The organism is Arthrobacter ruber (assembly GCF_002954225.1).
Taxonomy (GTDB): domain Bacteria; phylum Actinomycetota; class Actinomycetes; order Actinomycetales; family Micrococcaceae; genus Arthrobacter_D; species Arthrobacter_D ruber.
The window spans coordinates 87712-114032 of the sequence record NZ_PPTH01000012.1 but is presented as its reverse complement, the minus strand read 5'-3'; the positions used below and the strand labels follow the sequence as shown (position 1 = coordinate 114032).

Annotated in this window: 24 protein-coding genes; 14 read left to right on the top strand and 10 right to left on the bottom strand. The window is 70.0% G+C overall.

The window, feature by feature from the left end; genetic code table 11:
• Positions 1-109 precede the first annotated feature (109 nt).
• The 5 genes from CI785_RS03380 to secG all read left to right on the top strand — a co-directional run bounded on the left by CI785_RS03380 (position 110) and on the right by secG (position 4495).
• Positions 110-739 carry a superoxide dismutase gene (locus CI785_RS03380; protein WP_105030794.1) on the top strand — a complete coding sequence of 210 codons (630 nt, stop codon included), beginning with the start codon at positions 110-112 and terminating at the stop codon, positions 737-739.
• 246 nt (positions 740-985) lie between these two features.
• A complete protein-coding gene (gene gap, locus CI785_RS03375) occupies positions 986-1996 on the top strand; it encodes a type I glyceraldehyde-3-phosphate dehydrogenase (protein ID WP_105030693.1) in 1011 nt (336 codons plus the stop codon).
• A 12-nt stretch (positions 1997-2008) separates the two neighbouring features.
• A complete protein-coding gene (locus CI785_RS03370; protein ID WP_105030692.1) occupies positions 2009-3259 on the top strand; it encodes a phosphoglycerate kinase in 1251 nt (416 codons plus the stop codon).
• Between the two features lie 116 nt (positions 3260-3375).
• Positions 3376-4191, top strand: a complete 816-nt coding sequence (gene tpiA / locus CI785_RS03365) for a triose-phosphate isomerase (protein ID WP_105030691.1) — start codon at positions 3376-3378, stop codon at positions 4189-4191.
• A gap of 52 nt (positions 4192-4243) precedes the next feature.
• Positions 4244-4495: a preprotein translocase subunit SecG gene (gene secG / locus CI785_RS03360; RefSeq protein WP_043445180.1), complete on the top strand. Its 252-nt coding sequence runs from the start codon at positions 4244-4246 to the stop codon at positions 4493-4495.
• A 95-nt stretch (positions 4496-4590) separates the two neighbouring features.
• Here secG and pgl read toward each other — a convergent pair whose 3' ends face one another.
• The 6 genes from pgl to tkt all read right to left on the bottom strand — a co-directional run bounded on the left by pgl (position 4591) and on the right by tkt (position 12924).
• Positions 4591-5406, bottom strand: coding sequence for a 6-phosphogluconolactonase (gene pgl / locus CI785_RS03355; protein ID WP_105030690.1), 816 nt, complete (start codon positions 5404-5406; stop codon positions 4591-4593).
• Positions 5396-6340, bottom strand: a complete 945-nt coding sequence (locus CI785_RS03350; RefSeq protein ID WP_105030689.1) for a glucose-6-phosphate dehydrogenase assembly protein OpcA — start codon at positions 6338-6340, stop codon at positions 5396-5398. Before CI785_RS03350 ends, pgl begins: the two co-directional genes overlap by 11 nt.
• Positions 6337-7881 carry a glucose-6-phosphate dehydrogenase gene (zwf, locus tag CI785_RS03345; RefSeq protein WP_105030688.1) on the bottom strand — a complete coding sequence of 515 codons (1545 nt, stop codon included), beginning with the start codon at positions 7879-7881 and terminating at the stop codon, positions 6337-6339. Before zwf ends, CI785_RS03350 begins: the two co-directional genes overlap by 4 nt.
• Positions 7882-7883: 2 nt before the next feature.
• Positions 7884-9527 (bottom strand): glucose-6-phosphate isomerase, encoded by a 1644-nt coding sequence (locus tag CI785_RS03340; protein ID WP_105030687.1) that lies wholly within the window; start codon positions 9525-9527, stop codon positions 7884-7886.
• Positions 9528-9531: 4 nt separating this feature from the next.
• On the bottom strand, positions 9532-10644 hold the full coding sequence (gene tal / locus CI785_RS03335) for a transaldolase (RefSeq protein ID WP_105030686.1): 1113 nt from the start codon (positions 10642-10644) through the stop codon (positions 9532-9534).
• Between the two features lie 93 nt (positions 10645-10737).
• Complete coding sequence (gene tkt / locus CI785_RS03330) at positions 10738-12924, bottom strand: transketolase (protein WP_105030685.1); 2187 nt, start codon at positions 12922-12924, stop codon at positions 10738-10740.
• Positions 12925-13437: 513 nt separating this feature from the next.
• Here tkt and CI785_RS03325 point away from each other — a divergent pair.
• Together CI785_RS03325 and CI785_RS03320 are read left to right on the top strand one after the other, a co-directional pair.
• Positions 13438-14382, top strand: a complete 945-nt coding sequence (locus tag CI785_RS03325) for a heme o synthase (protein WP_105030684.1) — start codon at positions 13438-13440, stop codon at positions 14380-14382.
• Positions 14383-14426: 44 nt separating this feature from the next.
• Positions 14427-15326 (top strand): dihydrodipicolinate synthase family protein, encoded by a 900-nt coding sequence (locus CI785_RS03320; RefSeq protein ID WP_157940137.1) that lies wholly within the window; start codon positions 14427-14429, stop codon positions 15324-15326.
• Positions 15327-15490: 164 nt separating this feature from the next.
• Here CI785_RS03320 and CI785_RS03315 read toward each other — a convergent pair whose 3' ends face one another.
• Genes CI785_RS03315 through CI785_RS03305 form a run of 3 tightly spaced genes read right to left on the bottom strand, consistent with a single transcriptional unit; the run spans position 15491 to position 18190 of the window.
• Entirely contained in the window at positions 15491-16465 is a 975-nt protein-coding gene (locus CI785_RS03315; RefSeq protein WP_105030682.1) for a COX15/CtaA family protein, read from the bottom strand.
• A gap of 4 nt (positions 16466-16469) precedes the next feature.
• Entirely contained in the window at positions 16470-17243 is a 774-nt protein-coding gene (locus tag CI785_RS03310) for an ABC transporter permease (protein ID WP_105030681.1), read from the bottom strand.
• The gene (locus CI785_RS03305; protein ID WP_105030680.1) at positions 17240-18190 is read right to left on the bottom strand and encodes an ABC transporter ATP-binding protein; all 951 of its coding nucleotides are present in this window, start codon (positions 18188-18190) and stop codon (positions 17240-17242) included. The genes CI785_RS03310 and CI785_RS03305 overlap by 4 nt, the downstream gene beginning before the upstream one ends.
• Positions 18191-18318: 128 nt before the next feature.
• Here CI785_RS03305 and CI785_RS03300 point away from each other — a divergent pair, with 128 nt between their 5' ends.
• From CI785_RS03300 to CI785_RS03270, 7 genes are all read left to right on the top strand, one after another.
• Entirely contained in the window at positions 18319-19170 is an 852-nt protein-coding gene (locus tag CI785_RS03300) for a helix-turn-helix transcriptional regulator (RefSeq protein WP_105030679.1), read from the top strand.
• Positions 19170-20642, top strand: a complete 1473-nt coding sequence (sufB, locus tag CI785_RS03295) for a Fe-S cluster assembly protein SufB (RefSeq protein WP_105030678.1) — start codon at positions 19170-19172, stop codon at positions 20640-20642. Before CI785_RS03300 ends, sufB begins: the two co-directional genes overlap by 1 nt.
• A 2-nt stretch (positions 20643-20644) precedes the next feature.
• Complete coding sequence (sufD, locus tag CI785_RS03290) at positions 20645-21982, top strand: Fe-S cluster assembly protein SufD (protein WP_105030677.1); 1338 nt, start codon at positions 20645-20647, stop codon at positions 21980-21982.
• A complete protein-coding gene (locus tag CI785_RS03285; protein WP_105030676.1) occupies positions 21982-22341 on the top strand; it encodes a non-heme iron oxygenase ferredoxin subunit in 360 nt (119 codons plus the stop codon). Before sufD ends, CI785_RS03285 begins: the two co-directional genes overlap by 1 nt.
• Before the next feature lie 53 nt (positions 22342-22394).
• Positions 22395-23162 (top strand): Fe-S cluster assembly ATPase SufC, encoded by a 768-nt coding sequence (gene sufC, locus CI785_RS03280; protein WP_105030675.1) that lies wholly within the window; start codon positions 22395-22397, stop codon positions 23160-23162.
• A 77-nt stretch (positions 23163-23239) separates the two neighbouring features.
• Complete coding sequence (locus CI785_RS03275; protein WP_105030674.1) at positions 23240-23569, top strand: metal-sulfur cluster assembly factor; 330 nt, start codon at positions 23240-23242, stop codon at positions 23567-23569.
• Between the two features lie 174 nt (positions 23570-23743).
• A complete protein-coding gene (locus CI785_RS03270) occupies positions 23744-24496 on the top strand; it encodes a DUF72 domain-containing protein (RefSeq protein WP_240614978.1) in 753 nt (250 codons plus the stop codon).
• 51 nt (positions 24497-24547) lie between these two features.
• On the opposite strand, the gene CI785_RS03265 is transcribed toward CI785_RS03270, so the two are convergent.
• Positions 24548-26299 carry an alkaline phosphatase D family protein gene (locus CI785_RS03265; RefSeq protein ID WP_105030672.1) on the bottom strand — a complete coding sequence of 584 codons (1752 nt, stop codon included), beginning with the start codon at positions 26297-26299 and terminating at the stop codon, positions 24548-24550.
• Between the last annotated feature and the right edge of the window lie 22 nt (positions 26300-26321).

The window sequence follows — 26321 nt, the reverse complement described above, 5'->3', positions numbered from 1 at the left end:
GACAGCAAGCCCGCTTCGTATCAGGCGGGCCGCCCGTCGTCCGGGCTCCCCACGGGGCAGCCGAGCGCGGGCACCCGAGACCACCCGCGATCACCCCATGGAGGACCACGTGAGCGAATACGTACTGCCGGATCTTGACTACGACTACGCCGCCCTGGAGCCGCACATCTCGGGCCGGATCATGGAGCTCCACCACTCCAAGCACCAGGCCACCTACGTCAAGGGCGCCAACGACGCCCTGGCACAGCTCGCCGAAGCCCGCGCCAAGGGCGAGTTCGGCACCATCCCGAAGCTCTCCAAGGACCTCGCATTCCACGTCGGCGGTGTGATCAACCACAGCATCTTCTGGAAGAACATGTCCCCCGAGGGCGGCGACAAGCCCGAGGGCGAGCTCGCAGCAGCCCTGGACGACGCCTTCGGCTCCTTCGACGCGTTCCGCGCCCACTTCACCGCCGCGGCCACCTCGCTGCAGGGCTCCGGCTGGGCCGTCCTCGCGTACGAACCCCTGGGGAAGAACATCGTCATCGAGCAGCTCTACGACCAGCAGGGCAACGTGCCCGTGGGAACCATCCCGCTGCTCATGCTCGACATGTGGGAGCACGCCTTCTACCTCGACTACGTCAACGTGAAGCCCGACTACGTGAAGGCGTGGTGGAACCTGGTGAACTGGGCCGACGTCCAGACCCGCTTCCAGGCGGCACGCACCGGCGCATCGACCCTCATCACCCCCGGCTCCTGACGCCCGGCGCCGCGAAGGGCCGCGCGTGCATCAATCAGCGCCCGTCCCGCAACCGGCGTCAGGGGTGCGGGCGACACGCCGCGCTGAGTAAGGTGGGAGCCGTGCACGGCTCAGTCCGTGCACGGTTCCCAGCAGGACCCGATTGATTTCGGCACGAAGGTGTGCCCGGTACCAGATGTATTCGTCGCCGGCGTCGCCCGAGAAGGGTTTCCACGGCGGCACCACCTATGAAGGAGATGGAACCCAGTGACTACCCGTGTTGGAATCAACGGCTTCGGCCGTATCGGACGCAACTACTTCCGCGCCGCCCTCGAGCAGGGCGCCGACCTCGAGATCGTGGCCGTCAACGACCTCACGAGCCCTGAGGCCCTCGCCCACCTGCTCAAGTACGACTCCGTCACGGGCCGCCTGAAGGCGTCCGTCGAGGTCGACGGCGGCGACCTCGTGGTCGACGGCAAACGCGTCCGCGTGCTGGCCGAGCGCGATCCCGCGAACCTGCCCTGGGCCGACCTCGGCGTCGACATCGTCATCGAGTCCACCGGGTTCTTCACGAAGGCCGCGGACGCGCAGAAGCACATCGACGCAGGCGCCAAGAAGGTCCTGATCTCCGCTCCCGCCTCCGACGAGGACATCACGGTGGTGCTCGGCGTCAACGACGGCGACTACGACCCCGAGAACCACCACATCATCTCGAACGCGTCCTGCACCACGAACTGCCTCGGCCCCCTCGCGAAGGTGCTGCACGACGCCTTCGGCATCGAGCGCGGCCTCATGACGACGGTCCACGCCTACACCGCCGACCAGAACCTCCAGGACGGCCCCCACAAGGACCTCCGCCGCGCCCGCGCAGCGGCCATCAACATGGTCCCTACCTCCACGGGTGCGGCCAAGGCGATCGGCCTGGTCCTGCCGGAGCTCAAGGGCAAGCTCGACGGCTACGCGATCCGCGTGCCCGTCCCCACCGGTTCCGCCACCGACCTCACCGTCACCGTAGGCCGTGAGGTCTCCGTGGACGAGGTCAACGAGGCCTACCGCGCCGCCGCAGCCGACGGCTCCCTCAAGGGTTACCTCGCCTACACGGACGCGCCGATCGTCTCCTCGGACATCGTCACGGACCCCGCGTCATGCATCTTCGACTCGGGTCTGACCAAGGTCCTCGGCAACCAGGTCAAGGTGGTCGGCTGGTACGACAACGAGTGGGGCTACTCGAACCGCCTGGTCGACCTGACCGAAATCGTCGCCGCCAAGCTCTCCTAGGCGGACCCGACCGTGGCTTACGCATCACTCGACGACCTCCTCGCCGAAGGTGTCCGGGGGCGCCGTGTCGTCGTGCGCTCGGACCTCAACGTGCCCCTCGAGGGCGAGGTCCCCTCGCTGAGGGTCACCGACGACGGACGGGTCCGCGCGTCCCTGCCCGTGCTGCGCAGGCTCACCGAGGCGGGAGCGGCGGTCATCGTCGTCGCCCACCTCGGGCGGCCCAAGGGCGCACCCGAGGAGAAGTACTCGCTCAGGCCGGCGGTCGACGCCCTCCGCGGGCTCGCCGACTTCCCGGTCACGCTCGCCGCGGACACCACCGGCGAGGGGGCGCGCACAGCGGCGGCCGCGCTGGCCGACGGCGAGGTGCTCGTCCTCGAGAACGTGCGCTTCGACGCCCGGGAGACCAGCAAGGACGACGCCGAGCGGCAGACCTTCGCGCGTGAACTGGCGGACCTGGCCGGCGCCGACGGTGCGTACGTCGACGACGCCTTCGGTGCGGTGCACCGCCGGCACGCGAGCGTGTACGACATCGCGGCGCTGCTGCCCGCCTATCAGGGCGACCTGGTCCGCGCGGAACTCGTGGTCCTCGAACGGCTGACCAAGGACCCGCAGCGGCCCTTCGTCGTGGTGCTGGGGGGGTCGAAGGTGTCGGACAAGCTCGCCGTGATCGAGAACCTCATCGGCACCGCCGACCGCATCCTCGTGGGCGGCGGCATGGTGTTCACGTTCCTGGCCGCGCAGGGCCACGCGGTGGGCGCGAGCCTGCTCGAGGAGGACCAGATCGACACGGTCCGCGGCTACCTCGAGCGCGGGCCGCAGGACGGCACGCGGTTCGTGCTGCCGACGGACATCGTCGTGGCGGAGAAGTTCGCGGCCGACGCCGGCCACAGCGTCGTCGCCGCCGACGCCATCGAGTCCAGTACTTACGGCGCCTCCGGGATCGGCCTCGACATCGGCCCGGTGACGGGCGAGGACTTCGCGGCGAACATCGCCGAGGCGAGGACCGTGTTCTGGAACGGACCCATGGGCGTCTTCGAGTTCGAGGCCTTCGCCGGCGGCACGCGTGCCGTCGCGCAGGCCCTCACCGATGCCCAGGCGAGCGGGGCCCTGACGGTGGTGGGTGGGGGCGACTCCGCCGCCGCCGTGCGCGGCCTCGGCTTCGCCGACGAGCAGTTCGGACACATCTCCACCGGTGGCGGCGCGAGCCTCGAGTACCTCGAGGGCAAGGAGCTGCCCGGGTTGACCGCCCTGGCACGCGACTAGCGGGACCGGCCGCCCGACACGGGCGCACAGTACTGGCGGGATCCGCAGGGCCGAGGCCGCGCGGATCCCGCCGTCATGGAACCACCAGTGATGCAACGAACAGATGGAGTAGGACGATGACCACCTCAACCAACGGCGCCTTCGACCGCCGGCCGCTCATCGCGGGCAACTGGAAGATGAACCTGGACCACATGCAGGGCATCACCTTCCTGCAGAAGCTCGCCTGGACGCTCGACGACGCAGGCCATGACTACGCGCGGGTCGAGGTGTCGGTCTTCCCGCCGTTCACCGACCTCCGCGGCGTGCAGACCCTCGTCAAGGGCGACGACCTGCAGCTCGTGTACGGCGGGCAGGACCTCGCGCCCGAGGACTCCGGCGCGTACACCGGCGACATCTCGGGCCAGTTCCTGGCCAGGCTCGACTGCACGTACGTGCTGGTGGGCCACTCGGAGCGCCGCACCCTCCACTCCGAGTCGGACGAGCTGCTGAACCGCAAGGTGCACGCCGCCTACCGCCACGGCCTGGTCCCCATCCTCTGCGTCGGCGAGGGCCTCGAGGTCCGCCAGGCCGGCACCCACGTGGCGCACACGCTCGAGCAGGTGCGCGCCGGTGTGGCCGGGCTCTCGCCCGAGCAGGCTGCCTCCCTCGTCATCGCCTACGAGCCCGTCTGGGCCATCGGCACGGGCGAGGTCGCGGGCCCCGGCGACGCACAGGAGATGTGCGCCGCGATCCGCGCGGAACTCGACTCGCTGTTCGACGCCTCGAGCGCCGCGGCCACGCGCCTGCTGTACGGCGGGTCGGTCAAGGCGGCCAGTGCCGCCAGCATCCTCAGGGAGCGCGACGTCGACGGCGTCCTCGTCGGCGGTGCGAGCCTTGATGTGTCCGAGTTTGCTAGTATTGTCAGGTTCGAACAGCATCTGGTGACAGACTAGTTCCGTGCGCCGGCCGCTCCGGACAGCGGCCATCCAGCCTTGAAAGGGCCCCGTGGAAATCCTTCGTATCATCCTGCTCGTCCTGCTCGGGATCACCAGCCTCCTGCTGACCCTGCTGATCCTCCTCCACAAGGGTCGTGGCGGCGGCATGTCGGACATGTTCGGTGGCGGCATGACCTCGAGCATGGGGTCCTCCGGCGTCGCCGAGCGCAACCTCAACCGGTTCACCGTGGCCCTCGGGCTCGCGTGGGGTGTGGTCATCGTTGCCCTCGGCCTCATCCAGCGGTTCGCCGGCGAGTCGTAGGCCCCGCAGCACCCGCGACGAAGCCCCCGTCTCCTCGAGGAGACGGGGGCTTCGTCGTGCAACGGGTCGTGCAGGGACGGGACGAACCGGGTGCGTCAGTCAACGGTGTCGTCGTCGTGGTTGATCAGGCGGCCGGGCAGCTTCTGCGCCGCGTCCTGGTCGATCAGCCACAGCGTCCTGCTGAGGCCGCGCGCGCCCGCGGCGGGCACCTGGACGTGCCCGGCTCCGGCGAGGGCGAGCCCCACGGCGCCGGCCTTGTCGCTGCCACTGACCGAGAGCCACACCTCCTGCGCCGTGGTGATGGCCTCCAGCGTCAGGGAGACGCGCTGCGGTGGCGGCTTCGGGGCGTCGGGCACGCCCACCGTCGTCGCGCCCTTGGTGCGGATCCCGGCCAGTTCGGGGAACAGCGAGGCGACATGCGCGTCCGGCCCGACCCCCAGGAGGAGGACGTCGAAGCGGGGGAGGCGCGGATCCGGCTGGACCGTGTTCTCGTCCGCCGCGAGTTCGGCACGCGCGGCGGCGGCGAGCTGCTCCGCGTAGTCCGCAGCGGCCGCGTCCTCGTCGGGGAACTCGTCCCGCGACCCGAACTCGTGGATCTTCACCGGGTCGACCTCGATGCGGTCGAGGAGCGCGGCGCGGGCCTGCACGGCGTTGCGGTCCGGGTCCTCCGCGCGCAGGAAACGCTCGTCGCCCCACCAGAAGTGCACGTTGGCCCAGTCGACGGCCGTGTGCGCCGGTGATTCCGCCACCGCCTGCAGCGCGGCCGTCCCGATCGACCCACCGGTCAGTACGACGGTCGCCGTCCCGCGTTCGCCCTGCACGTCGACCAGACGCGTAATGAGGCGCGCCGCCACGGCCGCCGCGAGGGAGGTCTGGGAGGGATGGATGCTGACTCTCGGCTCAGCGCTCATTCGATCGCACACTCCTCAGGTTGGTCCGGGCCAAGCCCTCCGTGATCACTTCGCCGAAGGTCTCGTCCGGATCCAGGCGTCTGAGCTCCTCGGCGAGGCAGTCGCGCAGACCCCGCCGCGGCAGGGAGATGCGCTGGACCGGCTGGTCCGGCTGGTGCAGCTCGGCGACGTCGTGGCCGGGGCGGTGCAGCTCCACGTCGCCTCCGCGGCGGGTCAGGCGCACACGCTTCAGCCCTGTCCCGGCCGGACCCGCGGTGATCGTGACGGGCGCCTCGAGGGCCTTCGTCAGCCACGCGGCGAGCAGCACGGTGCTGGGGGAGTCGGACGCCCCCTCCACCATGACGGCCGTGATGGGCTGGTCGCCCTCGAGCTGGTCGAGGACCGCCGCCAGCTGGATGCGCCAGTTCGTCAGGCGCGTCCAGGCGAGGTCGGTGTCGCCGGCGGTGTAGGTGCTGCTGATGTTGAACAGGGCCGCCGTGGGGTCCGGTTCGTTGGCGGAGTCGGTGATCCTGCGGTGGGCGATGCTGCCGATCGACGACTGCGACGCCGCCTCGGGTACGCCGTGCGGCCACCAGGCCACGATCGGCGCATCGGGGAGCAGCAGCGCCGAGACCAGCGACTCGTTCTCCTCGGAGAGCTCGCCGTATCCGCGCAGGACCACCACCTCCGAGGCTCCGGCGTCACCGCCGACCCGGATCTGGGCGTCGAGGCGCGTATCCTCGTCGGCGGAGCCCTCGGCCAGGACGATGATCCGGCACGGGTGCTCGCGGCTCGCCTCGTTCGCGGCGTCGATGGCCTCCTCCTCGTAGCCGGAGCGGGTGATGACGACGAGCGTCAGGACGCGTCCGAGCGCGACGACGCCGCCGCGATCGCGCATCGCCATCAGTTCCTTCGACACCTTCGAGGTGGTGGTGTCGGGCAGGTCCACGATCATGGTCTTCTCCAGGTTCGTCCGTCGGCCGCGAGCAGCTCGTCGGCGGAGGCCGGTCCCCAGCTGCCCGGTACGTAGGGTTCGGGCTGGCCGTCGAGGGAGGCCCAGTACTCCTCGAACGGGTCGAGGATCTTCCAGGACAGCTCCACCTCCTGCTGCCGGGGGAACAGCGGTGGCTCGCCGAGGAGCACGTCGAGGATGAGCCGCTCGTAGGCCTCGGGGCTGGACTCCGTGAAGGAGTGGCCGTAGCCGAAGTCCATGGTGACGTCGCGGACCTCCGCCTGGGTGCCGGGAACCTTGGATCCGAAGCGGATGGTCACGCCCTCGTCGGGCTGCACCCGGATGACCACGGCGTTCTGCCCGAAGTCCTCGGAGCCGTGGTCGCGGAACAGGAGGTTCGGGGCGCGCTTGAAGACGACGGCGATCTCGGTCACCCTGCGTCCCAGGCGTTTGCCGGCACGCAGGTAGAAGGGCACCCCGGACCAGCGGCGCGTGTTGATGTCGAGGCGGACCGCTGCGAAGCTCTCGGTCGTCGAGTCGTCGGGGATGCCCTCCTCCTCGAGGAAGCCGTTGACGCGCTCACCGCCCTGCCAGCCGGCCTCGTACTGTCCGCGCGCCGACCGTCCCGCGAGGTCCTCGGGGAGGGAGACGGCCGCGAGCACCTTCTCCTTCTCCGAGCGCAGGTGGTCGGCGTCGAACGAGATCGGCTCCTCCATCGCCGTGAGGGCGAGCAGCTGCAGCAGGTGGTTCTGGATGACGTCGCGCGCCGCGCCCACGCCATCGTAGTAGCCGGCCCTGCTGCCGATCCCGATGTCCTCGGCCATGGTGATCTGCACGTGGTCCACGTAGTTGGCGTTCCACAGCGGCTCGAAGAGCTGGTTCGCGAAGCGAAGCGCCAGGATGTTCTGGACGGTCTCCTTGCCCAGGTAGTGGTCGATCCTGAACACCGCGTCGGGCGGGAAGACCTCCTCGACGATCCCGTTGAGCTCACGGGCCGATGCGAGGTCGTGCCCGAACGGCTTCTCGATCACCACGCGGCGCCACTGGCCGTCGTCGGGCTTCGCCAGGCCGTGCTCGGAGAGCTTCTCGCAGACCGCTTCGAACGCCTTGGGCGGTATCGAGAGGTAGAACGCGGCATTGCCCCGCGTACCCCTGCTCTGGTCCAGCCCGTCGAGGCACTCCCTGAGCTTCTTGAATGCCTCGTCGTCGTCGAAGTTGCCCTGGACGAAGCGGATACCGGCGGAGAGCTGCTCCCACACCGTCTCGTTGAACGGCGTCCGGGCGTACTGCGTCACCGACTCCCGGACCTGCTCCACGAACTCCTCGTCGCTCCACTCACGGCGGCCGAAACCCACCAGGCCGAAGCTCGGAGGCAGGAGCCCGCGGTTCGCGAGGTCGTAGATGGCCGGCATCAGCTTCTTCCGGGCGAGGTCGCCCGTCACGCCGAACAGGACCAGGGAGGCGGGACCGGCGATCCGGCTCAGCCGCCGGTCCCTCGGATCCCGCAGGGGATTGGCCGGCCTCGCCGGGGTGCTGTCGGGCATGCTCAACCGTTCCCGTGCCCCTGGCCGGCGGCCAGGGAGGCGACGACGTCGCGCAGCTGCGCGACACCGGCGGCCCGGTCGGTCAGGTGGAGGCGCAGCACGGGGCGGCCGTGGTCGCTCAACACCTGGGCGTCGCCGGCGGCCTGCGCGGAGATGAGTTCCCCGAAGGTGAACGGCCGGTCGGGGATCGAAAGGTCCGTGCTCGCTGCCCCGGTGAGCTGCAGGTACGCCCCGATCGGTGAGCCGCCCTTGTGGTACTGGCCGGTGGAGTGCAGGAAGCGCGGGCCCCAGCCGAAAGTGACCGGGCGGCCGGTGGCCGCGGCGAGCGGCGAGCGGATCTCCTCGAGCGCCGCCTGGTGGTGGCGGTCGAGGTAGGCCTGCACGGAGAGGTAGCCGTTGGCCGGGAGGGCCGCGAGGAGGGCCTCGAGGGCCTCGGCGACGGTGCTGGAGGAGCCGACCAGGCCCGCGTCGCCGCGCACCTCCACGGCGCCGTCGACGAAGGCGGCCGGGACGGGTTCGGGCTGCGCGTCGAGCAGTCCGCGCGCGGCCGTCTTGGCGGCCTCGACGTCGGGCTGGTCGAACGGGTTGATGCCGAGCAGCCGCCCGGCGACGGCGACGGCGTACTCCCAGACGAACAGCTGGCTGCCCAGCGTCCCGCTGACCGTGACGCGCGTGCCGCCCGTCGTCTCGTCGCTCGGGGCCTCGTCGAACGGTGCGAGGAGGACGGGCAGGACGTCGTCCGCCACCTCGGCCAGCTCGGGGGCGTCGGCTGAGGCGACCACGGGGAGCAGGCCCGTGCCGAGCTTGCCGGTGGACTCCGCGATGAGCTGCTCCGCCCAGTCGGCGAAGCCGGGCAGGCCGGATCCGGCGTCCGCGAAGACGATCTTGTCCCGCAGCGGGGTGGTCCCGCCGAGGACGGCCCCGAGCTGCAGGCCCACGTTGTTGGGGACGTCGTCGCCGAGGAACTCCGCGGCGTCCTCGGCGTCGTCGAGCAGCGCCTCCACGTCCGCGCCGGCGAGCCCGGACGGGACGAGGCCGAAGGCCGTGAGCGCCGAGTAGCGGCCGCCCACCTCCGGGTCGGCCGTGAAGACCCTGCGGTAGCCCGCCTTGCGCGATGCCTCCTCGAGCGGTGAGCCCGGGTCGGTGACGACGACGATGCGCGAGGCGGCGTCGATCCCGGCGTCGGTGAACGCCTGCTCGAACAGGCGGCGCTGTGAGTCCGTCTCCACGGTGGACCCGGACTTCGAGGACACCACGATCACGGTGCGCTGCAGGTCCACCTCGAGCGCCGCGCGGACCTGCTCGGGGTCCGTGGCGTCGAGGACGACGAGCGGGACGCCGGCCTCCTTGGTGATGACCTCGGGCGCGAGGGACGAGCCGCCCATGCCGCAGAGCACGACGCGGTCCACGCCCTCGGCGTGGAGGTCGGCGCGGAGGCCCGCGATCTCCGGCAGAAGGGCGCGGGAGCCGTCGAAGAGGTCGATCCAGCCGAGGCGGATCGAGGCCTCTGGTTCGGCGTCGGCGCCCCACAGGGTGGCGTCCTTGGCCATCAGGCGTGAGGCGATGCGGTCGTTCACGAGTGCCGGCACGGCCGCGTCGACGGCGGCGAGGGCATCTCCCGATGCGGTGAGAGCGAAGGAACCCATGGGATCAGCCCTTCGCGGCGTCGAGGGCGGTCTGGACGGTCTCGAGGAGTTCCGCCCAGCTGGCCACGAACTTGTCCAGGCCCTCCGTCTCGAGCTGCTCCACGACCTCGTCGTAGGAGACGCCGACGGCGTCGAGCCGGTTGAGGAGCTCGTTGGACTCCTCGTACGTGCCGGTCACGGTGTCACCCTCGACGACGCCGTGGTCGCTGGTCGCGAGGAGCGTCTTCTCCGGCATGGTGTTGACCACGTTCGGGGCCACAAGGCCCGTGACGTAGAGCGTGTCGGGCAGGTTCGGGTCCTTGACGCCCGTCGACGCCCACAGGGGGCGCTGCGCGTTGGCGCCCGCCGCGGCGAGGACCTGCCAGCGCTCGGAGGCGAACTGCTCCTCGAAGATCTGGTAGGCGAGCCGCGCGTTGGCGAGGCCGGCCTTGCCCTTCAGGGCCGCGGCCTCGTCGGTGCCGATCGTGTCGAGCCGCGCATCGATCTCCGCGTCCACCCGGGAGACGAAGAAGGATGCGACCGAGGTGATCTTCGTCAGGTCGTGCCCGTTCTCCTTCGCCTGCTCGATGCCGAGCATGAACGCGTTGATGACGGCACGGTAGCGCTCGAGGGAGAAGATCAGGGTGACGTTGACGCTGATGCCGGCGGCGATCGTCTCGGTGATGGCCTCGAGGCCCTCGACCGTCGCGGGGATCTTGATGAGCACGTTCGTGCGCTGCACCTTGGCGTGCAGGCGCTTGGCCTCGGCGACGGTGCCCTGCGTGTCGCGTGACAGGCGGGGGTCCACCTCGATGGAGATGCGGCCGTCGGCGCCGTTGGTGCGCTTGGCCTCGGCAGCGAAGAGGTCGCAGGCCTGCGCGACGTCGTGCGTGGTGATGTCGAAGACCGCCTGGTCCACGTCGGCGCCGGCCTCGGCGAGGGCCCCTACCTGGGAGGCGTAGGACTCGCCGTTCTTCAGTGCCGCGGCGAAGATGCTCGGGTTGGTCGTGACGCCGACGACGTTCAGGTCCTCGATGAGGTGCTTGAAGGCGCCCGAGTTGATGCGTTCCCGGGAGAGGTCGTCGAGCCAGATGGAGACTCCGGCAGCCGAGAGGTCGGCAGTGGGTGATGCGGTCATGGTGTGCTCCTTTTCCGCTTCCGCGGAGATGTGTTCGGGACGGATCGAAGAGGGGGCCGCTCCCGGGCGGGGTACGCCCGGGAGCGGCACCGGCTACTGCTGGTCGCCGGTCTCGGTGGCACGCTCACCGGAGGGCATCGCCGCCGTGCCGTTGGGCGCCAGCGGGTCGGCAGCTACGGCCTCGAGAGAGTCCTTGGCGGCCGCCACGACGGCGTCGGCGGTGATGCCGAACTCGCGGTAGAGCGTCTTGTAGTCGGCGGACGCGCCGAAGTGCTCGAGGGACACGCTGCGTCCGGCGTCGCCGACCACCCCGGTCCAGCTCTGCGCGACACCGGCTTCGACGGACACGCGGGCGCGGATGCTGCGGGGCAGCACGCTCTCGCGGTAGGCGGCGTCCTGCGCGTTGAACCATTCGAGGCACGGCATGGAGACGACGCGGGCGGCGATGCCCCGGGACTCGAGGGCTTCGCGCGCTTCGACGGCGAGCTGGACCTCCGAGCCCGTGCCGATGAGGATCACGTCGGGCGTGCCGCCCTTCGCCTCGGCGAGCACATAGCCGCCCTTCGCGACGCCCTCGGCGGAACCGAAGGTGTCGCCGTCAGCTGCTCCCTCGCCCCGCTCGTAGGTCGGGATGTTCTGGCGGGTCAGCACGATGCCGGCCGGGTTCTCGGTGTTCTCCAGGATGGTCCGCCACGCGACCGCCACCTCGTTGGCGTCACCGGGGCGGACGACGTCGAGTCCCGGGATGGTACGCAGCGAGGAGAGCTGCTCGACCGGCTGGTGGGTGGGTCCGTCCTCGCCGAGGCCGATCGAGTCGTGCGTCCACACGTAGATCGCAGGGACGCCCATGAGGGCGCCGAGCCGCACCGCGGGGCGCTGGTAGTCGCTGAAGATCAGGAAGGTGCCCGAGAAGGCGCGCGTGCTGCTGTGCATGACGATGCCGTTGACGATCGCCGCCGCCGCATGCTCGCGGATGCCGAAGTGCAGGACGCGCCCGTACTGGTTACCTGACCAGGCCTTGGTCTGCCGGCTCTCGGGGATGAACGACGGCGAGCCCTCGATGGTCGTGTTGTTCGATTCCGCGAGGTCGGCGCTGCCACCCCAGAGTTCCGGCAGTACCGGACCGATGGCCGTGAGGACCTTGCCCGAGGCCGCGCGGGTGGACATGTCCTTGCCCGCCTCGAAGGTGGGCAGGCTCGTCTCCCAGCCCTCGGGGAGCGTACGCTGCTGGATGCGCTCGAGCAGTGCGGTCTCCTCGGGGTGGGCTGCCGTCCAGGCGTCGAAGCCCTCCTGCCACTCGCTGTGCGCCTCCGCGCCGCGCTGCACGACGCCGCGTGCGTGCTCCAGGACCTCCGGGTCGACGTCGAAGTGCTTCTCCGGGTCGAACCCGAGCGCTTCCTTGAGTGCTGCGACCTCGTCCTTGCCGAGGGCGGACCCATGGATCTTGCCGGTGTTCTGCTTGGTCGGCGCGGGGAAACCGATGATGGTGCGGAGGGAGACGATGCTCGGGCGGGAGGTCTCGTTCTTCGCCGCGACCAGTGCGGAGTAGAGCTCGGCGACGTCCTCGACGTACTCGCCGGTCTTCGTCCAGTCGACGCGCTGCGTGTGCCAGCCGTACGCCTCGTAGCGCTTGAGGACGTCCTCGGTGAAGGCCACGTCCGTGTTGTCCTCGATGGAGATGTGGTTCTCGTCGTAGATCACGACGAGGTTGCCGAGTTCCTGGTGCCCGGCGAGCGAGGACGCCTCGGCCGTCACGCCCTCCTGGAGATCGCCGTCCGAGGCGATGACCCAGACGGTATGGTCGAACGGGCTCGTGCCCGCGGGGGCGTCGGCGTCGAACATGCCGCGCTGGCGACGCTGCCCGTACGCGAAGCCGACCGACGTCGCCAGGCCCTGGCCGAGAGGGCCGGTGGTGATCTCCACGCCCTTGGTGTGGCGGTACTCGGGGTGGCCCGGGGTCAGGGAGCCCCACGTGCGCAGCGCCTTCAGGTCGTCGAGCTCCAGCCCGTAGCCGGAGAGGAAGAGCTGGATGTAGAGGGTCAGCGAGGTGTGGCCGGGGGAGAGCACGAACCGGTCCCTGCCCGTCCACTCCGGATCCGAGGGATCGTGCCGCATGAGCTTCTGGAAGAGGAGGTAGGCGGCGGGGGCGAGGCTCATCGCCGTCCCCGGGTGGCCGTTGCCCACCTTCTCCACGGCGTCGGCGGCGAGGATGCGGGCGGTGTCTACAGCCCTCTGGTCGAGCTCGGTCCAGGTCAATTCCTGCTCTTGCGTCTGCGGCACGTTTAAGGGCCCCTTTCTGTCCGGAACGGCCCCGTAGCCGACGGGTGCCTCCAGGCACGCCGTCAGGCCGGCCGTTCACCATTGAATCCTGCTCAGTCCTGCTGAATCCTGCTCGGTCCAGCAAAGTCCACGCCGACCGGGGACAGCACGGAGGCCGGACGACGAGGTCCGGTCGTGCTTCCGAGGCTGGCTTTCGAATCCACACTATCCCTTCCGCACCGCGTTGGGCCGTGGGAGTCGAAGAATGTCATGACTCACATCCCGGGGTTGCGCGGCCCCCGCCGCCGGGACCTGCCGATCCGCCGTCCGCCGGCGGGCGCTCCGGGGTGCGGCGCCGACGACGGCGGTCCGGCAGGGGGCACACCGCCCGGCAGGAGGCGGACCGGGAAGGCCCGCCCGCTCCATGTCGCCCCGGGATGACTGCGGGGCGCAGGACGGCGCCGATTTCTACAGGACGTAAAAGGGTATGATGGGCTTTGTCTTTTACTCCGGAAGAAACGAAAGTGTTGCCTCGTGAAGACCCAGCAGGCTCCTGCTCCGGCACGTTCCCCGCAGGCCCGTCAGGGTTTCGGCCGCAAGGCGAAGGCCTACCTCGCGCTGACGAAGCCCCGCGTGATCGAGCTGCTGCTGGTGACCACTCTTCCCACCATGATCTTCGCGCAGGGCGGATTCCCGCCCCTCGGGCTGATCCTCGCCACCATGGTCGGTGGTGCCCTCGCGGCCGGTAGCGCCGGCGCCTTCAACTGCTACATCGACCGCGACATCGACAAGCTCATGCACAGGACGGAGAACCGCCCGCTCGTCACGGGCGAGGTCTCGCCGCGCGAGGCCCTCGTCTTCTCCTGGATCCTCGGGGTGGTGGCGATCGCCGTGCTGTGGTTCGGCGCGAACCCGCTCGCCGGGATGCTCGGTGTCGGGGCCATCTTCCTGTACGTCGTGGTCTACACGCTGGTGCTCAAGCGCCGCACGTCGCAGAACATCGTGTGGGGCGGTGCCGCGGGATGCATGCCCGTCCTCATCGCCTGGGCCGCGGTCACCAACTCGATCGAGTGGCCCGCCGTCGTCCTGTTCCTGATCATCTTCCTGTGGACGCCCCCGCACTACTGGCCGCTGTCCATGAAGTACGGCGACGACTACCGGGCAGCCAGCGTCCCCATGCTCGGTGCCATCGCCGGTGCGCGCGTGGTGTCCGTGCAGGTGGTCCTCTACGCGTGGGCGATGGTGGCGTGCTCGCTCCTGTTGGTCCCCGCGGGTGCGGGCTGGGTGTACTCGATGGCGGCGCTCGTGGGAGGCGCCTGGTTCATCCGGGAGTCCCACCGTCTGCATTCCCTGGCCCAGCAGGGCGAGCTGAGCAACAAGGCGGCGATGAAGGTCTTCCACGGCTCCATCAGCTACCTCACGGTGCTCTTCCTGGCCCTGGCCGTCGACCCCTTCGTCGGGTCCGCAGTCCTCGCCTGACCCCGATGCCGGGAACGGCTGCCTCTCCACCTAGGCTTGCTGCCATGGACTTCACCGGGCTCATCGCCTATCCCGTCACGCCGTTCACTCCCAACGGCTCCGTCGGCCGGGACGACCTCCACGCGCTCGTGGGCGGCCTGGCCGCTGCGCCGGTCGACGCAGTCACCGTCCTGGGGTCCTCCGGCAGTTTCGCCTACCTCGACCGCGCGGAACGATCCCTCGTCGCCAGGACGTCCATCGAGGCGGTCGACGGGCGGCTGCCCGTGGCCGTCGGGATCAGTTCCGTGGGAACGCGCGAGGTGTTGGATGCCGCCGCCGACGCCCAGGCGGCCGGCGCCGCGGGGCTCGTGCTCTCGCCGGTGTCCTACGTCCCCCTGACCGACGACGAGGTCCTGGCGCAGGTGCGCGCCGTATGTTCCGTGACAGATCTGCCGATCTGCCTGTACAACAACCCGGGCACCACGCAGTTCGACTACTCGCTGCAGGTGGTCGCGGAGCTGTCCGCCCTGCCGCAGGTCGTCGCGTTCAAGGACACGGCCTCCGACGCCGTGACCTTCAACGCCCGGCACGTCGAGCTCGCGGCGCTCGTGCCGGACGGCTTCAGCCATGGCGTCAGCGGGGACGCGCTCATGATGACGGGGGAGGTCGCCGCCGATGCCTGGCACAGCGGCCCGGCCGCGCTCCTGCCGGCGTACTACGCGCGTCTGCGTGCCGCCGTCGTCGCCGGGAACCGCTCCGAGATCGACCGCGTGCGGCGCGTCCTCGTCCCCCTCGTGGACCATGTGGCAGGCCTGCGCAAGATCAGCGGGCTGCACCTGCTCGCCCGTGCCTGCGGCATCGCCGCGGGAGATCCCCGCCCGCCCCTGCTGCCGAGTCCCGGCTCGGAGCTGCGCGAGCTCGGGCGCCTCCTCGATCTGCTCGAGGCGGAGTTCGAGGACGACTGAGGGCGCGTCGATCGACGGCGGCAGCCCCGCCGTCACTCCATGTCATCGACGGATGCCCCGGCGTCGGGGCCGGGGCGCGGCAGCGCCGCAGGAGCCGAGACTCGGAACGGCGACCACGCGGTGCTCACGCGCAGCCGACCGGCCGCGGGCGGTCACCGGACAGGTCAGGCGATGGCCTGCGGCACCCGCGCATCGGCGGTGCCCGGCAGCGGCTTTGCGGTGGTCCCGGTGTACTGCGCGTGGACCGCGGCGGCCATGAGCAGGGATGCCCCGAGCATGTGCAGCGCCACGAGGACGACGGGCAGGTGCAGGAAGTGCTGGGTGTACCCGATGGCGCCCTGGACCAGCACGACGACGGCGAGCATCATGAGGGCCTTGCGCAGCTTCGCGTGCACTCCGCTGCGGTAGGCGACGACGACGGCGAGGGCCACCGTGGCCACCAGCAGGTACACCGGGAGCGCGTGGAGCCGCGTGACGAGGAGCGCATCGAGCCCGTTCCGGGCAGCGCCATGGTCACCGGCGTGGGGGCCGGACCCGGTCACGACCACGCCCAGGAGCACCGCGATCGACGTCAGGACCGTCGCGGCGACGAGCAGTCGGCGCAGCAGCGGCGGGGCGGCCGGAGCGCGCTGCTCCCGGTACTGCTCGGTGGTGAGCCGTGCCCGGTTGACCAGCACGGTCGCGAGGGCCACCAGGACCATGGAGACGATGAAGTGGAGTCCCACGACCCAGGGGTTGAGGTCCGTCCAGACCGTGATGCCGCCGATGACGGCCTGCGCGGGGATGCCCAGGAAGAGCGCGACGGACAGGCGGAAGAGGTCCTTGCGGTCCCGCCGCATCCCGAGGACGGCGACGATCATCGCGACGGCGATGATCACCAGCACGAAGGTCAGGAGCCTGTTGCCGAACTCCACCACACCGTGGAAGCCCATCTCCGGCGTGGTGACGATCGAGTCGGCGGTGCAGCGCGGCCACTCGGGGCACCCCAGTCCCGAGGCGGTGAGCCGGACGGCGCCGCCGGTGACCACGATGGCGATCTGCGAGACCAGGGAGGCGACCGCCAGCCGGCGCACCACCGGCGTCGTGGTGCGGGGAAGGGCGTCCCGCAGTCGGGACGGCGAGGGCAGGGGGAGGGTCACGGGATCAGCTCCATTTGAACCAGCGGATGGCCGCCAGTCCGGCGAGGGCGGCCCAGGCGAGGAGCACCAGGCACGCGATGGGATCGAGGACGCCGTCCGCCAGCGCACTCCTCAGCCCGTCGCCGAGGGCGGCGGACGGGAGGACGGCGACGAACGGCTCCGCGGCGGCGGGCAGGCTCGCCGCCGGGATGATGACCCCGCCCGCAGCAGCGAGCAGGATCCACACGAGATTGGTGACGGCGAGGGTGGCCTCGGGCCGCAGCGTCCCCGCGACCAGCAAGCCGAGGGCCGTGAACGCGGCGGAGCCGATGAGCAGCAGGAGCGCCGCGGGCAGCAGACCCTCGGCGCGGGGCGACCAGCCCAGAAGCACGGCCGCGCCACCGATCACCACGAGCTGGACGGCGAGGACGGCGGCCACCGCCACCGCCTTGCCGAGGATCAGCCCGGACCGCCCGAGCGGCGTCGTCGAGAGGAAGCGCAGCACCCCGTACCGCCGGTCGAAGCCGGTCGCGATCCCCTGTCCCGTGAAGGCGGTGGACATGGTGCAGAGGGCGAGGACGCCCGGTGCGGCGATGTCGACACGGCTGGGGCCGTAGGCGTCGAGCAGCGGCGTGATGACCAGGGCGGTCAGCGCCAGCAGCGGGAGGACGATCGCCAGTACGAGCTGCTCGCCGTTGCGGAGCATCGCCAGCGCCTCGTAGCCGCCGTGGCGCAGCACGCGGACCGGCAGCGCCGCCGCGGTCCCGGGGGTGCGGGCAGGGGTCGCGGCCGCGGTCATCGGATACTCCGTCCGGAGATGTCGAGGAAGACGTCCTCGAGAGAGCGGGGAGCCATGGAGATGGCCGTGGGCATCACGCCGCGCGCGTCCCACCACTGGGCCAGGTGCGCGACGTCGGAGGCCGTGAGGGCCCCCCGGAGGACGTACCGTCCGGGCTCGTCCTCGCGCTGGTGCAGGTGGGGGAGGAGCTCCGGCGGGAGCGTGAGTCCGGGCACGGTCTCGAAGCGCAGCTCACGCATGCCGTCGGCGTCCTTGTCGGCGGTCAGGTCCGCCACGGTGCCCTCTGCGACGGTCCGGCCTCCCTCGAGGATGTAGACGTAGTCGGCGAGCCTCTGGGCGTCGTCGAGCAGGTGCGTGGTCAGGATGACGGCGAGCCCGTCCGCGCGCAGTTCCCGGATGAGGTCGAACACGATGGTGCGCGACTGGGGGTCGAGGCCTGCGCTCGGCTCGTCGAGGAACACCACTTCTGGCCGTCCCACGAGGGCGCAGGCGAGCGCGAGGCGCTGCTTCTGCCCGCCGGAGAGCCTGCGGATGGACGCCGCGCCGAACTCGTCGAGGCCGAGGCGCTCGGCCAGGGCGTCGACGGGCAGCGGGGAACCGTACATGGACGCCACATGGTGCAGCAGGGCCAGCGGGCGCACGGACGGGGGGAGCCCTCCGTCCTGCAGCATCACGCCCACCCGCGCGCGGAGCTCCGGTGTCGCCCGGGACGGATCCTGGCCGAGGAGGCGCACCACGCCTCCGTCGGCACGCTGCAGTCCCTGGGCGCATTCGAGCGTCGTCGTCTTGCCGGCGCCGTTGGCGCCGAGCAGGACCGTCACGGCGCCGTGGATGGCCTGGAGGCTTACCCCCTCGAGCACGCGCACCATCCGCCCGTCAAGGGCGCCGACGGGACCGAAATCCTTGATCAGGCCGTCGATCGTCAGGGCGGGGAGAGGTGTCGGCACCCCCTTATTCTACGGCAGGTAGTAGTGGCCGAGGGGCTGCCGATGGGTAGCCTCGCCTAAGTGGTGGAGCGGAATACATTAGGTCATGCTTATGTTGTGTATTTTGACGCCGACGGGAGGAATGGACTGTGACAGTGCCGTACCCGACCGACCGCACGGCACAGATCGTGTCGCCCGATCCCGACGAGCGCACGCGCGACCGGGTCCTGTCCGCCGTGCTGGAACGCGGCCCCGTGAGCGCCGCCGAACTCGGTGACGGACTCGGCTTCACGCCCGCCGCCATGCGCCGCCACCTCGATGCCCTGGCCCAGGACGGCCTGATCGAGGTCAAGCGCGCCCGCACCTCCGCCTCCGGCGCCGGGCGGCCCGCCCGGCGGTACGTCCTCAGCCAGCGCGGCCAGGCCAAGATGGGCAACGACTACCTTGACATCGCGACCGCCGCCCTGGCGCAGCTCGGAGCCGCGGCGGGTCCCGAGGCCATCGAGGAATTCGCACGGACGCGGTTCTCCGGCATGGAGGAGCGCTACCGCCCCATCGTCGAGGCTGCCGGTCCCGATCTCGAGGCCCGCGCCCGCGCCCTCGCCGGCGCCCTGACCGCCGACGGCTTCGTCGGGTCCACCAAGACCGTGGGCCTGCCGCAGGTTCGCGGCACACGGGGCGGTCCCGCCGGACGCCCGGTCATGCTCAGTGTGCAGCTGTGCCAGGGCCACTGCCCGATCCAGGGGCTCGCCTCGGCGTTCCCCGCCTTCTGCGAGCAGGAGACCGGCGTCTTCGCGCGTCTGCTCGACGTCGACGTGCGACGCCTGTCCACGCTCGCCGCGGGCGGACACGTCTGCACCACCCACATTCCCCTGGGACGGACGACGGCGGTGCCCGCACCGGGTGCCCCCGACGCCGCAGGCTCCACCGCGGTGGACCGCGCAGCGGCGTCGCCCAGCAGCCCAGCAACGCTATCCATCCATCAGCAAGAAAGGTCATGATGACGGATCAAGTAGACCGCAAGCCAGTCGCGTCGGCAGTGCCGGAGTCGGTGATCAGCGACATCCTGGAGAAGAACCCGGAGCTCGAGGGCATCGGTACCTACCAGTACGGCTGGGCCGACAAGAACGAGGCGAGCGACAATGCGCGCCGCGGCCTGAGCGAGGAGGTCGTCCGCGACATCTCCGCCAAGAAGAACGAGCCCGAGTGGATGCTCGACCTCCGCCTCAAGGGCCTGAAGTACTTCGACCGGAAGCCCATGCCCGCCTGGGGTGCCGACCTCTCCGGGATCGACTTCGACAACATCAAGTACTTCGTGCGCTCCACGGAGAAGCAGGCCAACACGTGGGAGGACCTCCCCGAGGACATCCGCAACACGTACGAGAAGCTCGGCATCCCCGAGGCCGAGCGCGCACGCCTCGTGTCCGGCGTCGCGGCCCAGTACGAGTCCGAGGTGGTGTACCACCAGCTCCGCGAGGACCTCGAGCGCCAGGGCGTCATCTTCCTCGACACCGACACCGCGCTCCGCGAGCACCCGGAGATCTTCAAGGAGTACTTCGGCACGATCATCCCGGTCGGCGACAACAAGTTCGCCTCGCTGAACACGGCCGTCTGGTCCGGCGGGTCCTTCGTCTACGTCCCGAAGGGCGTCCACGTGGAGATCCCCCTGCAGGCCTACTTCCGCATCAACACCGAGAACATGGGCCAGTTCGAGCGCACACTGATCATCGCGGACGAGGACTCCTACGTGCACTACATCGAGGGCTGCACCGCCCCGATCTACACCTCGGACTCCCTGCACTCGGCCGTCGTGGAGATCGTGGTGAAGAAGGGCGCGCGCGTCCGGTACACCACCATCCAGAATTGGTCGAACAACGTGTACAACCTCGTCACCAAGCGTGCGATCGCGCACGAGGGCGCCACCATGGAGTGGATCGACGGCAACATCGGCTCGAAGGTCACCATGAAGTACCCGGCTGTCTACCTTGTCGGCGAGCACGCCAAGGGCGAGACCCTCTCCATCGCCTTCGCGGGTGAGGGACAGCACCAGGACACCGGCTCGAAGATGGTGCACATCGCGCCGAACACCAAGTCCTCGATCATCTCGAAGTCCGTGGCGCGTGGCGGCGGGCGGGCGGCCTACCGCGGCCTCGTCCAGGTCCGCGACGGTGCCACGCACTCCGCGAACACGGTGCGCTGCGATGCCCTCCTGGTGGACACGATCTCGCGCTCCGACACGTACCCCTACGTGGACATCCGCGAGGACGACGTCACCATGGGCCACGAGGCCACGGTCTCCCGCGTGAGCGAGGAGCAGCTGTTCTACCTGATGTCCCGCGGACTGCCCGAGGACGAGGCCATGGCCATGATCGTGCGCGGCTTCATCGAGCCGATCGCCCGGGAACTGCCCATGGAGTACGCGCTCGAGCTGAACCGGCTGATCGAACTGCAGATGGAAGGGGCCGTGGGCTAGCGATGGCTGATACCACCCAGATCTCACCCGATACCACCTCCGACGGAGAGCGGACCGAACTCGGACGTTCTGCCGACAAGGCACGCATAGGCGCTCCCTCCGGCGCCGTGGACACCCGCGCCGTCATCGACGGTTTCACCGAGGAGGGCGAGAGCCTGCCCGGGGGTGACGACGGGGTCGAGCAGCTCGGCTTCAAGAAGCACAGCCACGGCAACGCGCCGGTGGTCCCCGAGGCCTCCCGCGGGGAGCGTCGCCGGTCCTTCGACCTCGCCGACTTCCCGGCGCTGACCGGTCTCGAGGAGGACTGGCGGTTCACACCGCTCGAGCGCCTCCGCGGCCTGCACACCGACGCGCTCACCGGTACGGCCCCCGCCGTCACGGTCGGCGGCGCCGGCAACGTGACCGTGGAGACCGTCGGCCGCGGCGATGCCCGCCTCGGCTCGACCGCGACGCCCGAGGACCGCGTCTCCGCCGCGGCCTGGAACGCCTTCGCCGAGGCCACCGTCATCACCATCCCCCGGGAGACGGTCGCCGACGGCGAGGTCATGGTCAGCGTCACGGGGTCGTCGTCCGACGCCGCGGCGCAGCACCTCCTCATCAGCGCGGAGCCGTTCTCGAAGGCCGTCGTCGTGCTGGACCACTCGGGTTCCGCCACGCTCGCCCAGAACATCGAGATCGCCGTCGGCGACGGCGCGGAACTGACGGTCGTCAGCGTCCAGGAGTGGGACGACGACGCCGTGCACGTGTCCTCGCAGCAGGCGAAGGTGGGACGCGACGCACGCTACAAGCACGTCGTCGTCAGCCTCGGCGGCGACCTCGTGCGCCTCACGCCGTCGTCGATCTTCACCGCGACCGGCGCGGAGGTCGAGATGTACGGGCTGTACTTCGCGGATGCCGGACAGCACCTGGAACAGCGCCTCCTCGTGGACCACGCCGTCCCCAACTGCAAGTCCCGCGTCACCTACAAGGGTGCGCTGCAGGGCCAGGACGCGCACACCGTGTGGGTGGGCGACGTCCTGATCCGCAAGGCGGCCGAGGGTACCGACACCTACGAGACCAACCGCAACCTGATCCTCACGGACGGCGCGCGCTCGGACTCGGTGCCGAACCTCGAGATCGAGACGGGCCTGATCGAGGGCGCCGGCCATGCCAGCGCCACGGGCCGGTTCGACGACGAGCACCTGTTCTACCTGATGGCCCGCGGTATCCCCGAGAAGGCAGCACGCCGCCTCGTGGTCCGCGGCTTCCTCACGGAGGTCATCCAGCAGATCAAGGTCCCCGCCCTCGAGGAGCGCCTGTCCGCCTCGGTCGAGCGCGAGCTCGCGGCAGGCAACCTCTGATGGCGGATGCACCCCGCGGCGAGCTGATCTGCGACGTCGACGACATCCAGGTCAGGCAGGCGCTGCGCGTGCTGATCGACGACTACCCCGTGGTGGTCGTCCGTGACTCCGACGGCGAGATCCACGCGCTGGGCGACACGTGCTCCCACGCGGACATCTCCCTCTCCGAGGGCGACGTCGAGGGGTGCGCCATCGAGTGCTGGGGCCACGGCTCCCAGTTCGACCTGCGCAGCGGCGCCCCGCTGCAGCTGCCGGCGTACGACCCCGTGCCGGTGTTCGCCCTCGAGATCCACGACGGTCACGTCTACGTGGACGTCGCGACGGTCACCAACGGAGCACCCGCCCCGCAGTTCGGCTGAGGCCGACCCTCCACTTCCCGCACACTTCCTGCACAGCAGGCGAAGGAGAACACATGTCCACCCTTGAGATCAAGGACCTGCACGTCAGCATCGACACGGAGCAGGGCAACGTCCCCATCCTCCGCGGCGTCACGCTGACCATCAACACCGGCGAGACCCACGCGATCATGGGACCCAACGGCTCCGGCAAGTCGACCCTCGCGTCGACCATCGCCGGCCACCCCCGCTACAAGGTCGACAGCGGCTCCATCACCCTCGATGGCGAGGACGTCCTGTCCATGAGCGTCGACGAGCGTGCCCGTGCGGGGCTTTTCCTCGCGATGCAGTACCCGGTCGAGGTACCCGGCGTGACGATGACGAACTTCCTGCGCACGGCGAAGACCGCGCTCGACGGCGAGGCGCCCAGCCTCCGCCACTGGACCAAGGACGTCAAGACCGCCATGGCCCAGCTGCGCATCGACGCGGACTTCGCCCAGCGCAACGTCAACGAGGGCTTCTCCGGCGGCGAGAAGAAGCGCGTGGAGATCCTTCAGCTCGAGCTGTTCCGCCCCAAGTTCGCCATCCTCGACGAGACCGACTCCGGCCTCGACGTCGACGCCCTGAAGGTCGTCTCGGAGGGCGTCAACCGCGAGCACTCCAAGGGCGAGATGGGCACGCTGCTCATCACGCACTACACGCGCATCCTGCGCTACATCAAGCCGGACTTCGTGCACGTGTTCGTCGCCGGCCGCATCGCCGAGGAGGGCGGACCGGAACTCGCGGACCGCCTCGAGGAAGAGGGCTACGATCGGTTTACGGCCCAGGCCGCGGTCGAAGCCTAGGACTTCCTCCCCGCCCGGCACGCGCGCGTGCCGGGCACCCGAATATCGCGGATACATCGCCTGAAAGGAACAGTCGGATGAGTGATGTGCAGCAGGCGCAGACCGCCCTGGATGACATCGAAGAGGCGCTGCGGGACGTGATCGACCCGGAGCTCGGCGTCAACATCGTCGACCTCGGGCTCCTGTACGGCCTGAACTACGCGGAGGACGGCGCCCTCCTGATCGACATGACCCTCACCACCGCCGCCTGCCCCCTGACCGACGTGCTCGAGGAGCAGGTGGGCCAGGCACTGGACGGTGTCGTGGACGAGTGGCGCCTCAACTGGGTGTGGATGCCGCCGTGGGGTCCCGAGCGGATCACCGAGGACGGTCGCGACCAGATGCGCGCCCTCGGGTTCAACATCTGAGGACGGGCCACGGTTGAGGGCGGTTCCGGCATGTGCCGGGGCCGCCCTGCCGGGTATGAGCCCATGAGGCGGTCCGTGACGCCTCCGATCGGCTACGGCCGGACCAGCTGATCGTGCCACGTCGTCCGAGCACCTGATGCTGGGAGTAAGGGACGCATGAGTAGTGTGGCAAGGGTGAGCGAAATCCGCATCGGCACCTCCGGATGGAGTTATGACCACTGGCACGGCGTCTGTTACCCGCAGGGAATCGCACCGGCGAAGCGACTGGACCATTACGCGGCACGCTTCGACACGGTGGAGCTGAACGCCAGTTTCTACCGCTGGCCGCGCGATACGACCTTCGCCGGGTGGCAGCGCCGCCTTCCCTCCGGATTCGCGCTGTCCGTGAAGGCGCCGCGCGGGCTGACCCACGGCAAGAAGCTGTACGCGCCGGAGGTCTGGATCGAGCGGATCGCGCACTGTTGGCATGAGCTGGGCGACCGACGAGCCGTCCTGCTCGTCCAACTCCCGCCGGCGATGGAGCGGGACGACGCCCGCCTCGAGTACTTCCTGTCGTGCGTGCCGGGGTGGATCCGTGTAGCGGTGGAGTTCCGCCATCCGAGCTGGGACGACGACACCGTCTACAGCCTGCTCGGGCGACACGGGGCCGCCTACTGCGTGATGAGCGGCGCCGGGCTGCCGTGCATCCTGAGGGCGACGGCGCCGTTCGTGTACGTGCGGCTGCACGGACCGGACCACGAACATCTCTACGCGGGCTCGTACTCGGACGCGGACCTGCGCTGGTGGGCGGACCGGATCCTGGAATGGCACGGCGCCGGCCGGGACGCGTATGTCTACTTCAACAACGACGGCGGCGGCAACGCGGTGCGGAACGCCGAGACGCTACAGGCACTGGTCCGGGCAGACGACCTGCCTACCCGCAGCTGACACATTCATCCCCGGTTGCGGGAACCGGGGACACGGCGCTGGAGGCGTTTCTTACTGCCGCCGTCCTCTCCGTGCCCGAATGCCCTCGGATGTCGCGAGCGCTGCCTCGGGCACAGCTTCCCCTCCCGGCACATCGCTGGACCTCCGCCTCGGCACCGTCATGGCGGCAACCTCCCTGAGCCGGGGGTGGAGATATTGGTCACCGTCCACCGCTCCCGACTGCCACGACAGCGTGAGCCCGTCCGCGGTGTCCTCGAGCGACGCGAGGTTGTTGTCGAACCACGGTCCCCTGATGTTCCGCCAGCGGAACGGTGGATCGGGAACTCTCCCGGAGTGCGCCAGGAGGGCCCCGAAAGGTGCGGCCACGGCGTAGGAGAGGATGGCGGTGGAGGAGCGCAGGAGCCGCGGCAGCGGATTGCGGATGGGGGAGCAGACCACCTGCAGGATACGGCTGCCGGACGTCCTGTCCACCTCCGCGACGTACGAGAAGTGCACGTCTCCCGACAGGAACGTCACCGTCTCCGGTGCCGCCCCCCGGTTGCCGTCCGCCACGTCCGTCGCCATGAGGGCCACGGCGCGGAAGCTGGTCTGGAAGGCGGCCCAGTGTTCGAGATCCATGCCCTGCCGCAGCTTCTCACCCAGCCGGGCGCTCCGCGCACCCCACGCACCCTGTGCGAGGGCCTCGTCCCACGACTCGATGTGGTGCAGTCCCAGCGGCAGGAGGAACGGCAGCGAGGTGCCCACCAGCAGGTGCCGGAATCCGCCCACCATCCTGGAATCCAGCCACGCCGTCTCCTCCCTGCTGAGCAGGGCCCGCGCATCGGGTGTCAGCACGCGGGATACGCGGGAGTCGACCACGATCAGGCGCGTGTCGTCGAAGTCGCGGCAGTAGCTCCAGCGGTAGCTGGCCGGGTCCTTGTCCGCCCGGTCGGCGAAGGCGTCGAGTTCCTCGCTGAGGTCGAGCTCGGCGGCGCCGTGATGGTCGACGATCCGTTGCCACAAGCGGTCCTCGGCGCGCTGGTCCGGTGACAGGTTGCCGAGGTGCTGGTACACCCAGTACGACGCCAGACCCGCGACGATCCGGTCCTGCCACCAGGAGGTGGCCTCCATCTCCCGCTTCCAGGAGGCGGAGGCGTTCCAGTCGTCGCGGATGTCGTGGTCGTCGAAGATCATGGCACTGGGAAGGGTGGACAGCAACCAGCGGTTGGCACTGTCGGACCAGGCCAGGTTGTAGAGGTGGGCGTACTCCTCGTAGTCCTTCAGCTCGGCGCCCGGCTCCTCCTCGATGTCCCTCCGCCCGCGGATGAACTGCTGCATCTCCTCACTGGTGGAATCGGCGTACACCTGGTCGCCGAGGAAGAGGATCAGGTCCGGCCGCGGTGAACCGTCGTCCTTCATACGGTTGATCGCGTACGCACGCAAGGCATCGACGCCGTGGGTCCGGTTGCCCTCCCTGGTGTGGGGGACGCTCGTGCGGCAGGACCCGAAGACCAGCCGCAGGGGCCTTCCCGGGGTGCGTGTCGCAATGCTCGACGGCGGGAACTCGGGGACCGGTCCCGGGTCCGGCCAGACCTGGTGTCCGTCGATCTCCACCGTGTACGGGGTGACGCTTCCCGGCTCGAGCCCGTCCACCTCGACGAGCGCGTAATGGTGCCCGTGGACCCCGAACGTGCGTGCTTCCCAGGCTCGCTGGGCGGCCCGGACGACGACGCGTGCGGCGGTGCCGGCCTCCACCCAGATACTCGCCGAGGTCTCGTCGACGTACCGCAGTATGGGGCCCAGGACCAGGGGAGTCGGTGTCATACGTATGTTCTACCCTTCTACC

Coding starts and splice junctions, on each gene's coding strand:
- tpiA (WP_105030691.1), top strand. CDS start 3,376: ATGACCACCTCAACCAACGGCGCCTTCGACCGCCGGCCGCTCATCGCG.
- pgl (WP_105030690.1), bottom strand. CDS start 5,406: ATGAGCGCTGAGCCGAGAGTCAGCATCCATCCCTCCCAGACCTCCCTC.
- CI785_RS03350 (WP_105030689.1), bottom strand. CDS start 6,340: ATGATCGTGGACCTGCCCGACACCACCACCTCGAAGGTGTCGAAGGAA.
- zwf (WP_105030688.1), bottom strand. CDS start 7,881: ATGCCCGACAGCACCCCGGCGAGGCCGGCCAATCCCCTGCGGGATCCG.
- CI785_RS03340 (WP_105030687.1), bottom strand. CDS start 9,527: ATGGGTTCCTTCGCTCTCACCGCATCGGGAGATGCCCTCGCCGCCGTC.
- tal (WP_105030686.1), bottom strand. CDS start 10,644: ATGACCGCATCACCCACTGCCGACCTCTCGGCTGCCGGAGTCTCCATC.
- CI785_RS03320 (WP_157940137.1), top strand. CDS start 14,427: ATGGACTTCACCGGGCTCATCGCCTATCCCGTCACGCCGTTCACTCCC.
- CI785_RS03310 (WP_105030681.1), bottom strand. CDS start 17,243: ATGACCGCGGCCGCGACCCCTGCCCGCACCCCCGGGACCGCGGCGGCG.
- sufB (WP_105030678.1), top strand. CDS start 19,170: ATGACGGATCAAGTAGACCGCAAGCCAGTCGCGTCGGCAGTGCCGGAG.
- sufD (WP_105030677.1), top strand. CDS start 20,645: ATGGCTGATACCACCCAGATCTCACCCGATACCACCTCCGACGGAGAG.
- CI785_RS03285 (WP_105030676.1), top strand. CDS start 21,982: ATGGCGGATGCACCCCGCGGCGAGCTGATCTGCGACGTCGACGACATC.
- sufC (WP_105030675.1), top strand. CDS start 22,395: ATGTCCACCCTTGAGATCAAGGACCTGCACGTCAGCATCGACACGGAG.
- CI785_RS03275 (WP_105030674.1), top strand. CDS start 23,240: ATGAGTGATGTGCAGCAGGCGCAGACCGCCCTGGATGACATCGAAGAG.
- CI785_RS03265 (WP_105030672.1), bottom strand. CDS start 26,299: ATGACACCGACTCCCCTGGTCCTGGGCCCCATACTGCGGTACGTCGAC.